The 12,852-nt window shown below is 67.8% G+C and carries 12 protein-coding genes; 3 read left to right on the plus strand and 9 right to left on the minus strand.

Features of this window, described 5'->3' with window-relative positions:
* Positions 1–20 precede the first annotated feature (20 nt).
* The 7 genes from FSB78_RS03070 to rplU form a co-directional block, all read right to left on the minus strand.
* On the minus strand, positions 21–920 hold the full coding sequence (locus tag FSB78_RS03070; RefSeq protein ID WP_147079863.1) for an NAD-dependent epimerase/dehydratase family protein: 900 nt from the start codon (positions 918–920) through the stop codon (positions 21–23).
* Between the two features lie 94 nt (positions 921–1,014).
* Positions 1,015–2,121 (minus strand): glutamate 5-kinase, encoded by a 1,107-nt coding sequence (gene proB, locus FSB78_RS03075; protein ID WP_147079866.1) that lies wholly within the window; start codon positions 2,119–2,121, stop codon positions 1,015–1,017.
* Positions 2,122–2,248: 127 nt separating this feature from the next.
* A complete protein-coding gene (obgE, locus tag FSB78_RS03080) occupies positions 2,249–3,295 on the minus strand; it encodes a GTPase ObgE (protein WP_147079868.1) in 1,047 nt (348 codons plus the stop codon).
* A 54-nt stretch (positions 3,296–3,349) separates the two neighbouring features.
* Positions 3,350–3,934: a TetR family transcriptional regulator gene (locus FSB78_RS03085; protein WP_147079870.1), complete on the minus strand. Its 585-nt coding sequence runs from the start codon at positions 3,932–3,934 to the stop codon at positions 3,350–3,352.
* A gap of 193 nt (positions 3,935–4,127) precedes the next feature.
* The gene (locus tag FSB78_RS03090; RefSeq protein ID WP_199743106.1) at positions 4,128–4,673 is read right to left on the minus strand and encodes a GNAT family N-acetyltransferase; all 546 of its coding nucleotides are present in this window, start codon (positions 4,671–4,673) and stop codon (positions 4,128–4,130) included.
* Positions 4,674–4,853: 180 nt separating this feature from the next.
* Positions 4,854–5,141, minus strand: a complete 288-nt coding sequence (gene rpmA, locus FSB78_RS03095) for a 50S ribosomal protein L27 (RefSeq protein ID WP_147079873.1) — start codon at positions 5,139–5,141, stop codon at positions 4,854–4,856.
* A 13-nt stretch (positions 5,142–5,154) separates the two neighbouring features.
* Positions 5,155–5,499: a 50S ribosomal protein L21 gene (gene rplU, locus FSB78_RS03100; RefSeq protein WP_147079875.1), complete on the minus strand. Its 345-nt coding sequence runs from the start codon at positions 5,497–5,499 to the stop codon at positions 5,155–5,157.
* Between the two features lie 496 nt (positions 5,500–5,995).
* On the opposite strand from rplU, the gene FSB78_RS03105 reads away from it, so the two are divergent.
* Together FSB78_RS03105 and FSB78_RS03110 are read left to right on the plus strand one after the other, a co-directional pair.
* Positions 5,996–7,600: a flavin monoamine oxidase family protein gene (locus tag FSB78_RS03105; protein ID WP_277872691.1), complete on the plus strand. Its 1,605-nt coding sequence runs from the start codon at positions 5,996–5,998 to the stop codon at positions 7,598–7,600.
* Positions 7,601–7,850: 250 nt separating this feature from the next.
* A complete protein-coding gene (locus FSB78_RS03110) occupies positions 7,851–10,376 on the plus strand; it encodes a TonB-dependent receptor plug domain-containing protein (protein WP_147079877.1) in 2,526 nt (841 codons plus the stop codon).
* 182 nt (positions 10,377–10,558) lie between these two features.
* Here FSB78_RS03110 and FSB78_RS03115 read toward each other — a convergent pair whose 3' ends face one another.
* Both FSB78_RS03115 and FSB78_RS03120 read right to left on the minus strand, forming a co-directional pair.
* Positions 10,559–10,876, minus strand: a complete 318-nt coding sequence (locus FSB78_RS03115; RefSeq protein ID WP_338419951.1) for a hypothetical protein — start codon at positions 10,874–10,876, stop codon at positions 10,559–10,561.
* A 105-nt stretch (positions 10,877–10,981) separates the two neighbouring features.
* Positions 10,982–11,755, minus strand: coding sequence for a metallophosphoesterase family protein (locus FSB78_RS03120; protein ID WP_147079879.1), 774 nt, complete (start codon positions 11,753–11,755; stop codon positions 10,982–10,984).
* Positions 11,756–11,861: 106 nt separating this feature from the next.
* On the opposite strand from FSB78_RS03120, the gene FSB78_RS19055 reads away from it, so the two are divergent.
* A complete protein-coding gene (locus tag FSB78_RS19055; RefSeq protein ID WP_158637958.1) occupies positions 11,862–12,851 on the plus strand; it encodes a M48 family metallopeptidase in 990 nt (329 codons plus the stop codon).
* Position 12,852: the final 1 nt, after the last annotated feature.

Consider the following 12,852-nt stretch of genomic DNA (forward strand, 5'->3'; position numbering starts at 1 on the left):
ATGCGGCGGCTTTTCGGCCGCTATAGCAGCCCCGCCGCCCGATACCATGCGGCGGTGATCGCCAGCGCGTCGGGCGTCGATACCGACGGCCGCCACAGCGTGGCGGGGGGCCGGGCGTGCGACACCCAGTCGGGGTGGCAGAAATAGCGGACCCGGTCGGCGGTCAGCCGCGCCTTTCTGCCGCGAAGACCGCGGTCGACGACCGACACTGCCTTGAGCAGCGCGGGCGGCAACGGCATCGGCGTCACCGGCACCCCCATCGCCGCACCGATCGCGCGGATGAAGTCGCGGTGATCCCAGCCGTTCGGGGTGCCGTCGTCGGGTTCGAGGATGCGCCCGACCGTCGTCGTGTCCTCGACCAGCGCAAGCAGCAGTGCGGTCAGGTCCTCGACATACAGCGCCGACAGCCGCCCGCCCGCGGGGGGTAGCGGCACGAAGCGGCGCTTCGCCATCTGGAACAGCTCGAGGATCTCGTGGTCGCGTGGCCCGAAGATCGCGGGCGGCCGGACGATCGTCCAGTCGAGACCCGAAATCCGCGTGCGCTCGTCGGCCTGTGCCTTCGACCAGCCATAGACCGACAGCTCGGGCTCGCGCGCGGCGAGCGACGACACCGCGACGAACCGCCGGATCCCCGCCGCCCTGGTCGCGGCGAGAATGCCCTCGGTCCCGGCGACATTGCCTTCGACGAAGCCGCGCCGGTCCGCATTGACCACGCCCGCGACATGGATCACCGCGTCGGCGCCGGCGACGAGCTTGCCGAGACTGATCGGGCGGTCCAGCGCGCCTTCGACCCAGGTCACGCCGATCCGCGGTGCCTGCGGCTTGCGCGCGAGCGCGCGGACGGTGTGGCCGCTCTCCAGCGCATGGTCGATCAAATGGCTGCCGACGAATCCGGTCCCGCCGGTGATGGCGAGGATCACGAAGGATTCCTCCAGCGACTATGTTCCCCCGCGAAGGCGGGGGTCCAGTCTGGATTCCCGCCTTCGCGGGAAAACAAGGAGGCGACGCGCGACGTCACAGCAATGCCAGATGGTTGCGATGCACGAGCGCGCTGCGCGGCGCATAGCCGAGCAGGTCGGCATGCTCGTCGCTGCGTCGCCCGAGCAGCCGGCCGACATCGGCGGCATCATATTCGGCGAGCCCGCGTGCGATCGTGCCCGCAGGCCCCTCGATCGTCACCAGGTCGCCACGCGCGAACCCGCCGTCGATCCGCGTCGCGCCCGCGGCGAGCAGGCTGCCGCCCTTCGCGAGCGCGGTCGCCGCGCCCGCATCGACATGGATCGCGCCCTTGGCGGTCAGCCCACCCGCGAGCCAGGCTTTCCGCGCGGTCGCGGTGCGCTCGGCGGCGAACAGCGTGTGGCGGGCAGGGGTCGACAGCGGATGGTCGATCCGTCCCGATGCGATCGCGAGCGGGATGCCGGCGCCGGTCGCGATCCGCGCCGCGGCGATCTTCGACGCCATCCCGCCCGATCCCATCCCCGATCCCGATCCGCCGTCCGCCATCGCCGCGATGCCGTCGTCGATTCGCGCGACTTGCGGGATGTGCCGGGCGTCGGGATTGCGGCTCGGGTTCGCGTCGTAGAGCCCGTCGACGTCGGACAGCAGCAGGACGCCCTGTGCGCCCGCCGCCTGTGCGACGCGCGCGGCGAGGCGGTCATTGTCGCCGAACCGGATTTCCTCGGTCGCGACGCTGTCATTCTCGTTGATCACCGGCACCACACCGAGCCCCAGCAACCGGTTGAGCGTCGCGGCGGCGTTCAGATAGCGGCGCCGATCCTCCAGATCGTCGAGCGTGACGAGGATCTGCGCGGCGTTGAGCTGCTCGGCACCGAGCAGTTCGGCCCAGACCTGCGACAGCGCGATCTGCCCGGTCGCCGCGGCAGCCTGCGCATCCTCGAGGCTCGCCCGCCCGCCCTTGGCGAGCCCCAGCCGGCGCGCGCCGAGCGCGATCGCGCCGGACGACACGATCGCGACCTGCTGTCCCGCGGTAATCCGCGCGGCGATATCGGCAACCAGGCTAGCGAGCCACGCCCGCCGCACCGCGCCATCGGGATCGACCAGCAGCGCGGACCCGACCTTGACGATCAGGCGGGCGCAATTGGCTGGGGCGAAGATCACCAATTCCCCTCCCGTTGACGGGAGGGAGCAGGGGAGGGCGTGTCGCGGAGGCTGCCCGTCGGACAGGCCCTCCCCCAGCCCCTCCCGCAGGCGGGAGGGGAGCTTGCGCCGCCCCTCCCGCGAGCGGAGTTCACACCGGCGACCACTGGAGTTCTTCTTCGCCCGCATCGGTATCGGGCGACGCGTCCGCGGCCGGCCCGATCGCCTCGATCAGCGTGTCGAGCACAGCCTCGACCCCCGCACCGCTCGCACCCGACAGCGCCATGACCGGCGCGCCGCTCGCTTCCGCCAGTTCGGCGGACAGCGCGGCGATCAGTTCGGCATCGAGCATGTCGATCTTGTTGAGCGCGATCACGACCTTCTTGTCGGTCAGCCCGGCGCCGTAGTTCTCGAGCTCGTCGCGGACGATGCGGTACGATTCGGCGACGTCCTTGTCGTTCGCGTCGACCAGGTGCAGCAGCACGCGGCAGCGTTCGATATGCCCGAGGAACCGGTCGCCGATCCCGGCGCCCTCGGCCGCGCCCGCGATCAGCCCGGGAATGTCCGCGATTACGAATTCGCGCTGCTTGTGGCGCACCACGCCCAGCTGCGGGCGCGTGGTGGTGAAGGCATATTCGCCGACCTTGGCCTGCGCGTTCGACACCTGGTTGATGAAAGTCGACTTGCCCGCATTGGGGAGGCCCACCAGACCCGCATCGGCGAGCAGCTTCAGCCGCAGCCAGACCCAGGCCTCTTCGAACGGCCAGCCGGTGCCGTGCTGGCGCGGCGTGCGGTTGGTCGAGGTCTTGTAGCTCGCATTGCCGCGGCCGCCGTCGCCGCCGCGGAAGAACACTTCGCGCTGCCCCGCCTTGGTGAAGTCGAGCAGCACCTCTTCCTTGTCCTCGGACAGCACCTGCGTGCCGACGGGGACGCGGATGATCAGGTCGTCGCCGCCGCCGCCGGTGCGGTTCGAGCCCGACCCGCCATGCCCGCGCTGCGCGCGGAAATGCTGGGTGTAGCGAAAGTCGATCAGCGTGTTGAGGCCGGCGATGGCTTCGAAGATGATGTCGCCGCCCTTGCCGCCATTGCCGCCGTCGGGGCCGCCATATTCGATGAACTTCTCGCGCCGGAAGCTGACGGCGCCGGGGCCGCCCTCGCCCGAACGTACGTAGATCTTGGCCTGGTCTAGAAAATGCATCGCCGTCCCATAGCGAAATCGCGGAAAATCGCCAGCCTCGCGGCGAGTCGCGAATCAGGACGCTGTGGGCGGGGCCCCGAGCAGCGCGTCAAGCGCCAGTTCGCGCGCCCTGTCGCGCGGCAGGTCGAGCGCGCGCGCCATCGGTGCCCCCATCAGCGCATCGCCCAGCGCCATCAGCACCAGCGTCAGGGTCTGCTCCTTGATCGGGCGGTCGCCGGGGGGATCATTCTCGGCCAGTTGCTCGACCAGGTCGTGGATGGCGGTCAGGATCGGGTCGAGCGCATCGGTATCGCCCGACAGGATCATCCAGCTGGCGAGCGCCCCGGCGCCGCCCTTGCCGAACGCGTCGAAGGTCATCGCCACCACCTCGCGCGGGTCCTGCTCGCCGGCGCGGACGCGGAGCACCGCCGCCCCGAACGTCTTGACGATCCCGCTCGCCATCCGCGCGATCAGCGCCTTTTGCAGCCCCTGCGCCGAGCCGAAATGGTGGAGGAGGTTGGCGTGCGTGCGACCGATTCGCGCGGACACCGCCTTTAGCGTGACCGCGCCCGGGCCGCTCTCGACGAGCAGCGCGGCTGCGGCCTCGAGCGCGGCGTCGCGTGCGGCTTCGGGGGAGAGGCGGCGGGGGGCTGAAGACATGCCCGCGTTTCGGCGGTTTGCGGGGCGAAGGCAACGGGGGTTGGGAGCGGCGGCAGTCACGGATTACAACGCCTCCCCGGCGGAGGCCGGGGCCCAGTTGGAAGACAGGCGTAACGAAGCGCAACCCTGCGTTACCTCCGTCCCCCAACTGGGCCCCGGCCTTCGCCGGGGAAGCGCACATCCAGCCTGGAGGCTAGGCCGCGATCCGCATCGCCGGTCGATCGTCGTCCGCATCGAGCGCGCATTCGAGCAGCGCGCACGGCATCTCGCGCCCACGCGCGACGCTGTGCCGAGCGGCGCGGCCGACCTCGCGGAAGCCGAGCTTGCGTAGCACGTTGCCCGAGGCGGGGTTGTCCAGCGCATGGCTCGAAACGATTTTCCGAAGCCCGAGGCCGTGCCGCGCGATATGCAGCACCGCGCCCCCCGCCTCGGTCGCATAGCCGCGGCCCCAGGCGTCGGGCGTCAGCCAATAGCCGAGCTCGTGCCCGTCCCCGCTGCGCATCAGTTCGATCCCGCCGACGAGTCGCGGCGCGCCGTCTTCCATCGTCTCGATCAGGAAGTTCGGATCATGGGGGCCGCGCGGCAGCGCCAGGAACGCCTCGGCATCCGCAACCCGGTACGGCCAGGGCACGCGGACGAGCATCGCGGCGACGGATTCGTGCGCGATCGCCTGTGCCAGCGCGGGCGCGTCCTCGGGCCAGCCGGGCCTGAGCGTCAGTCTCTTGGTGCGCGCGAACATTGCTCTCTTCCTCTCGCGTCGTCGGCTGCGCGCATGCCACGTCGGGATGACGGGACGGCGACAGCCGAGGGGGAGGGAGCAATAAAAAAGGGAGCCGGGGTGACCGGCTCCCTTGTTTGGCTTGTCCGCTTACGCGGACTCCGGACCACCCTGGTGGGCAACCCGGCTGGTTACCCGATGTTATTCGGCTGCAATCGCCATGTCGGCGTCGTTCGCGGCCAGCTCTACCGAGCAGAATTTGCGACCGAGCTTGCCCTTGCTGAACAGCACGCGGCCGTCGACCAGCGCAAACAGCGTGTGGTCCGTGCCGATGCCGACATTGGTGCCCGGGTAGAACTTCGTGCCGCGCTGGCGGACGAGGATGTTGCCGGCGACGCATTCCTGCCCACCGAACTTCTTGACGCCGAGGCGACGACCGGCCGAATCGCGACCGTTGCGCGAAGAGCCGCCTGCTTTCTTATGTGCCATCTGAAGCTACTCCTTATGCCTGAGCGGCCGGGGCGTCAGCCTCGGTCTGCTTGGCGGTCTGGCCGCCGACCGACACGATCTTCAGGATCGTGTGCTGCTGGCGATGGCCGTTCTTGCGACGATAGTTGTGACGACGACGCTTCTTGAAGACGATGACCTTGTCCGCCTTCGCCTGCACGATGATCTCTGCGGCGACGGTGAAACCCTCGACCGAGCGCAGCTCCGAGCCTTCGCCCGCCAGCAGCACATCACCCAGCGTCACCGACGCACCTGCATCGCCCTCGATCTTTTCGACGACGATCTTATCTCCAGCGGCGACGCGATACTGCTTGCCGCCCGTGCGCACGACTGCGAACATGGCCCTTGTCACTTTCCAAATACATGTACCCCACGCGCCGAAGCTCGTCGGGAGAAGCCGGGCAGCTAGGCAAGGGGGGCGCTTCTGTCAACCGCAAAGGCGCATCGGCGGGCAGTTCGACACCGAAACATTCGGCGCCGGGACTGATCCCGGGCGACGTTCCGGCGCCCCTGGCAATGCAGCCAGCCGTTCCCGAACACGATGAATAGTTCGGAGCTCCGGCGCTCGGGGAAATGATCGAGCACGGCGAGGGCCGCTAAAGTTTTTCTGTTGCGTTGCAGTAAAAAGACATGTTCACTCGGGTCAACCAACCAGAAGGTGCGACGGGCCGGGTGCCTCGTGGCGGGGAGCGGATGCGCTTCTTCGCCAGGTGAGAACGGCCGTCCGCATCATGGCGGGTCGGAGACGATGCTTCGCAAAGGCCGTCCGGGGATGGTGACCCCGGCGCTGCTTTTGCCCCGGTCAGCAGGTCCGGGGCGTATCGAGGGGGCCATCGGTGATCACGCGCAGGACGATATTGGGACGACTGGGTCTGGCCGGTGGGCTGGGCGCGACTTTGGGTGCGATGCAGGCCCTGGGACTGATGGGCAACGCGAGCGCGCAGGGCATGGAGAGGCTGACCCCGACGCTCGGCAAGGGCACGCATGTGGTCGTGCTGGGCGCCGGGATCGCCGGGCTGGTCTCGGCGTACGAACTCGAACAGGCCGGGTTCCAGGTCACCTTGCTGGAGGCGCGGGACCGGGTCGGCGGCCGCGCCTGGACGGTGCGCGACGGCGACAAGATCGAGATGATCGGCGAGGACACGCAGACTGCGCACTTTTCCGACGGAATCTATTTCAACGCAGGGCCGGCACGCATCCCGAGCTTCCACCAGGGGCTGATCGGCTATGCCAAGAAGTTCGACGTGCCGCTCGAGGTCGAGATCAATTCCAGCCGCTCCGCCTATGTGATGGGCGCGGACGGCAGCAAGATCCGGATGCGCACCGCGATCAACGACATGCGCGGCCATATCGCCGAACTGCTCGCCAAGGCGGTCAATCAGGGCTCGCTCGACCAGGCGATGACGGCAGCCGACAAGCAGAAGCTGATGCCGTTCCTGAAGGCCTATGGCGACCTGGGGGCCGATTACGACTTCAAGGGCACGGAACGGTCGGGCTTCGGCGCGGCGCCGGGGGCAGGGGTGCAGTTCTCGGCGCCCGGCAGTGCGATGCCGATCGACCAGCTGCTCGCCAACCAGCAGCTGCCGATGACGCTGTTCGAAGACAATCTCTACATGCAGGCGACCATGTTCGAACCGGTCGGCGGCATGGACCGCATCCATGCCGGGTTCGACCGCGCCCTGCGCCGTCCCGCGATCCGCGGCGCCGAGGTCACGCGGATCCGCCACACCGGCGCGGGGGTCGAGGTGGTGTACCGCGACAAGGCCAGCGACGTCGTCGATACGGTCAAGGCGGACTACGTCATCTGCACGATCCCGTTCCCGGTGCTGGCGAAGATCGACACCGACTTCTCCGGGCCGATGAAGAAGACGATCGCCAGCGTCGTCTACGACTGTTCGAACAAGGTTGCGTTCGAGTCCCCGCGCTTCTGGGAGAAGGAGCAGATCTATGGCGGCATCTCGTTCGTCGGCGCGCCGACCGCTTTGGTCTGGTACCCGTCCGCGGGGCTGCACAGCGAGCGCGGCATGATCCTCGGTTGCTATAATTCGGGACCGACGGCGGCGGAGTTCTGCAAGCGCCCGATCGCCGAGCAGATCGCGGTCTCGCGCGGCGTCATCGACCGGCTGCACCCCGGCCACGGCGCCGACCTGACCAACGCGCTCGCGATCAACTGGAGCAAGGTCCCCTACAGCCTGGGTCCGTGGCCCGACTGGAACGCGGGCAGCGCCAATGGCCGGCAGGAGGGGCATATCGACACCGCCGCCTATCGCGCGCTGCAACAGCCCGATGGCCGCGTCTATTTCGCCTCTGCCGCGCTGAGCCAGACGCCCGGCTGGCAGGAGGGCGGCATCCAGTCCGCCCAGATGCAGGTGATGGCGCTGGCGCGGCGCGTCGCGGCGCAGGCCGCGGTCAGGCCGTCGGAACGGCGCCGCGCTGCCTGACGTGCGGCTCGGCGACGTTGTTGCACAATAGTAACGGCAATATACTATTTACGGAATTATGACGTCGTTGTGACGAATCGGTTGCGTCGCGGCTATTTTGAAACGAACCTGCAGAAGTCATTCAATACAACGGAGTAAACGATCGAATAGATGCATCGTAAAATGGTGATCGATAACGGTTTCAGGCGACGAAGATCGCCTCGGAAAGTGGGGGATGATCCTGGAGGCGCTCATCTATTGGGGGAAACCAATGAAGATCGTCACCTCTGTTTCACGCGGTGCGCTGGCCGTTGCCATGATCGCCGGCTGCCCTGCCTTCGCCTCTGCGCAGGAACTGGCTGCCGCCGCCCGAACCGCGGTCGACCCGGGCGACGACATCATCGTCACCGGGACCCGCGCCACCGGGATTACCGCCGCCGAGAGCGCCGCGCCGATCAAGGTGCTCGACGAAGAGATGCTGAGCCATGTCGGCCAGCCCAACCTCAACCAGGTCCTGACGCAGCTCGTGCCCTCCTTCACTGCGCAGGCGTTCGGCGGCGACACGTCGAACCTGACGCTGTCGGCGCGACTGCGCGGGCTCAGCCCCAACCACACGCTGGTCCTGATCAACGGCAAGCGCCGGCACGGCACCTCGAACCTCGCGGTCCTCGGCGGACCCTATCAGGGCGCGGCGACCGCGGATCTCGACCTGATCTCGCCCTCGTCGATCAAGCGGATCGAGGTGCTCGAGGACGGCGCGGCGGCACAATATGGCTCGGATGCGATCGCCGGCGTGATCAACATCATCCTCAAGGACGATGCCGAGGGCGGCGACGGCTACGCGACCGCGGGCGAGAGCTACAAGACGGGCGGCGGGACCTATGGCGGCACGCTGCACCTCGCGACCAAGCTCGGCGACAGCGGGTTCATCAACGTCACCGGCTTCTATCGCTATCACGACTTCACGCAGGTCGGCGGGCTCGACCGGCGCGTGACCGACAACAACGGCAATCTGCTGACCGCCACCTCGAACCCGTCGCTGACCGCGATCCAGCGCCAGCTCTATCCGGGGATGAGCGGCTTCCCCTATGTCAACAGGATCAATGGCGACGCGCAGTCGCGGCTGGTCAACCTTCAGTACAACAGCGCCTACGACTTCGGCGGGGTCGAGGTGTACAGCTTCGGCACTTATTCGCGCCGCATCGCCAGCGCGTACGAGAATGTCCGCGTACCGACTCGCGTGTCGCGCACCGTCGCGGGGGTGACGACCTATTTCGATCCCGACGGCGACACCCCGGTCAACGGCTTCTCCCCGCGCGAGAAGATCCGCGAACAGGACATGGCGTTCACCGGCGGCGTCCGCGGCGACGCCAGCGGCTTCCATTACGACCTGTCGACGACGTTCGGGCAGGACAAGAACGAGATCTACACGATCGATTCGGCCAACGCCTCGCTCTACGCCGACACCGGCTTCACCCCGACCAGCTTCTACGACGGCTTCTTCAAGTCGACCGAGTTCACCGCCAACGCCGATTTCAGCCGCGAGTTCGAGGCCGGCATGGCGGCACCGCTCAACCTCGCCTTCGGCGGCGAATATCGCAAGAATGTCTACGAGATCGGGTCGGGCGACGCCGCGTCGATCTACAAGGAGGGCGGCCAGTCCTATCCGGGCTTCCGTCCGTCGGACGCGGGCGTCAACGGCCGCAACGCGCAGGCCGCCTATGTCGACGTCGCGATGATGCCGGTCGAGGGGCTCAAGATCGACGTCGCCGGGCGCTACGAGCATTATTCCGATTTCGGCAGCAAGTTCATCTACAAGGGCACGACCCGCTACGATTTCTCCGAGATGTTCGCGCTCCGCGGGACCTATTCGACGGGCTTCCGCGCGCCGACGCTGGCCGAATCCTTCTACTCGGCGACCAACGTCTCGCCGACCGCGGCGTTCGTGCAGCTGCCCGCCAACTCGGCCGCGGCCAAGCTGCTCGGCTTCCAGAACCTGAAACCGGAGAAATCGACCAATATCAGCCTGGGTACGGTGTTCCGCCCGGCGCCCAGGCTGACGATCACGCTCGACGCCTATCAGGTCCGGATCCGCGACCGGATCCTGGGCACGGGGTCGCTGTACGGCAGCGGCGGCGCGCGCAACTTCCCGATCGTGACCACCGCGATCCTGGCGAACGGCAACGTCCTCGACCCGACCGTCAGCCAGACCGGGATCAACATCTTCACCAACGGCGCCAACACGCGCACCCGCGGGGTCGATCTGGTCGCCAGCTACGTCAGCGACTTCGACAGCCTGGGGACGGTCAACTGGACGCTGTCGGGCAACTACAACGAGACCAAGATCACCAGGCTAGGGACCGCCCCCGCAACGCTCGGCGGCATCCCGCTGTTCGACGTCGGTGCGCAATCCAACATCGAGACCGCGTCGCCCAAGGTGAAGCTGATCGGATCGGCCTTCTACACGATCGGCAAGCTGTCGGCGACGTTGCGCGGCACGATGTACGGTCGCAGCTCGAACCTGCAGAGCCCCGACGGCGGCACCTTCTACAAGCAGCGGGTCGGCACCGCGTACATCCAGGACGTCGAGCTCAACTACAAGCTGACCAAGGATCTGGAATTCTCGATCGGCGCGAACAACCTGTTCGACAAGCGACCGCCGATCGTCGCTCTGGTGCCGGGGACTACCAACAACACGCTGGTCAACGGCGGCAACGTGCTCGACGCGCCGCTGACGTTCAGCCCCTACGGCATCAACGGCGGCTATTATTACGGCCGCATCAACATCAGCTTCTGATCACGACCGGGCGCGGCGGCGACGTCGCGCCCGCATTGCCTGCAGGTCTGCCTGATCGACCGTCGGTTCGACGTGCTTCGTCGGCGGCTGGCGTGCCATCCCTCATTCGCCCGGCAACCGATCTGCTGCGGGCAAAAAAATAGCGGCCCGAAGACCGCTATCTCTTAGCAATGAGCCAGAGCTCAGTTGCTATCTGCGTCGTCGTCGCTGTCTGCAACGATAACGATGCCGGCGACAACAGCAGCCGCTGCGAGAACCGCAACGATGATGCCGCTGCCAGCGACTTCGCTCTTCTTGCCCGAAACCGCGCCAGCGCGGACCGACTTCGAAGCCGACATGTTGGCTGCCGGTGCAGCCACGGCCGGAGCAACTGCCATCGTGGCTGCCGCTGCGGTCAGGAGATACTTCCCAAGACGCATGTAAAAACTCCCTTTGTGCTCGTCACCCGATGCACTGGCACGAAACCGGACACAAGGCAACCGAGGTAACTCTACAGACATGGAAGTGTTCCATGCTGTTGCAGAGACGCAACAAGGCGCGCTGCAAGCGCATGCATAGAGCCTTATGGCCGATCTCGAAAGAGCGGGTTTCTTGCGTGAGCGCCTTTACGCTTGCGGCAGGCCGGTCTGGAGCTCCCAGCGCTGATCGCCTTCCAGGCCCAGCGCGGTCAGCCGGCCGGTGGTGTAGGCGCCGGTGTCGATCCCGATCCGGTGTGGTTGGGTTTCGACCGATGGGGTGATGGTGTGGCCATGCACGATCATCTTGTCGAGACGCGTGCGGTGGCCGAGGAACGGGTCGCGGATCCAGCGCAGGTCGCCGCCACGCTGCTGGTCGAGCGGCGTACCGGGGCGGACGCCGGCATGGACGAACGCATAGTCGCCGATCACGATGATCTGTTCGAAGTCGCCGAGGAACGCGCGGTGCGCCGCCGGCACGATCTGTTCGAGGCGGTTGACGAGCGCCTCATAGTCCAGCCGCTCATAGTCGTCCGGTGCCATGCCGTAGCTCAGTACCGTCTCGCGTCCCCCGATCCGGCAGAACAGCCGCAGCGCCTTGGGTTCGCCGTCGAGCGCTCCCAGGAAGATCTCCTCGTGATTGCCGAGCAGGAAGCGGACGCGCGGGCGGGACTGCGCGAGTGCGATCAGCCGGTCGATCACGGCCGCCGAATCGGGGCCACGATCGACCAGGTCGCCGAGGAAGACGAGGCTGGTCTCGGCGGCGCCGCGCGCGGCATCGTCGGCGTCGATCTGCGCCAGCAGGTCGTCGAGCAGGTCGACGCAGCCATGGATGTCGCCGATCGCATAGACCCGCTCGCCCGGCGGGATCGCGGGATCGGCTTCGGGGGCGCGGCGACGGGACGGGAAAAGCCTTGAAATCATGCGTGTCGATGTCCGGGGGAGGCGGCTCGATACTGCGAAACGCGGCCTGCCGCAACGCGCGCGGCGTCGGGCTGACGCCGCGTCCGCGACGGTCTATGCCGCGGGCATGAACCGGATCCGCCTGCTCCCCGTGCTGCTGCCCCTGATACTGCTGGGCGCTGCGCCGCTGCCGCGGGACGCCGCCCCGCCGCCTGCCTTCTATGAGGCGTTGCGGGCCGCCGATCTGCGGCTGGCGACGATCGCCTATCGGCTGACGACCGCGAATGCGGCGCTGTGCGACCGGCTGCAGCCGCAGCTCGGCATGCCGATCCACGCGCTGACGCAATATGGTGCCGATGCACGCCCGACGGCGAAGGCGGTGTTCGGGTTCGAATCGGCGGTGGGCGTCGAGGCGGTGGTCGCCGGCGGTCCTGCAGACCGTGCCGGGGTGCGCGGCAACGACTCGATCGTGGCGATCAACGGGCATGCCGAGTTCGGCCGGTCGGTGGCCGGCCCCGCGGACCGCGACGCCGCCGAGGCGCAGCTGGCGGGCGGCGCGCCCACCGCGCCGGTCGTGCTGGACCTGATGCGCCGCGGCCGCCGGCTTACGCTGTCCGTGGCGCCCGTGCCCGGCTGCCGCTCGCGGTTCGAGATCCTGCTCGGCAGCGGGCTGGGCGCGAGTGCCGACGGCGCGATCGTGCAGATCGGCGAGACATTCTTCGAAGGCTATGACGATGCGGAGATCGCGGTGATCGTGTCGCACGAGCTGGCGCACAACATCCTGCGCCACCGCGCGCGGCTCGACGCGGCGAAGGTCAAGACCGGCCTGCTCGCCGAGCTTGGCCGCAACGGGCGGCTGATCCGCCAGACCGAGGACGAGGCGGACCGGCTGGGGATCTATCTGCTCGCCAATGCGGGCTATGATCCGATGGCGGCGCCGACCTTCTGGCGCACCAAGGGCGGCGATATCGACGGAGGCGTGTTCCGCAGCCGGACGCACGCCTCGTCGAAGGCGCGCGCGGACATGCTGGAAGCTCTCGCGCACGAGATCGCGGCGACCAAGACTCGCCCGATCGTACCGCCGATCCTCGCGATGCGTGACGCGCCGCTGCGCTAGA

The organism is Sphingomonas ginsenosidivorax (genome assembly GCF_007995065.1).
Taxonomy (GTDB): Bacteria; Pseudomonadota; Alphaproteobacteria; order Sphingomonadales; family Sphingomonadaceae; genus Sphingomonas; species Sphingomonas ginsenosidivorax.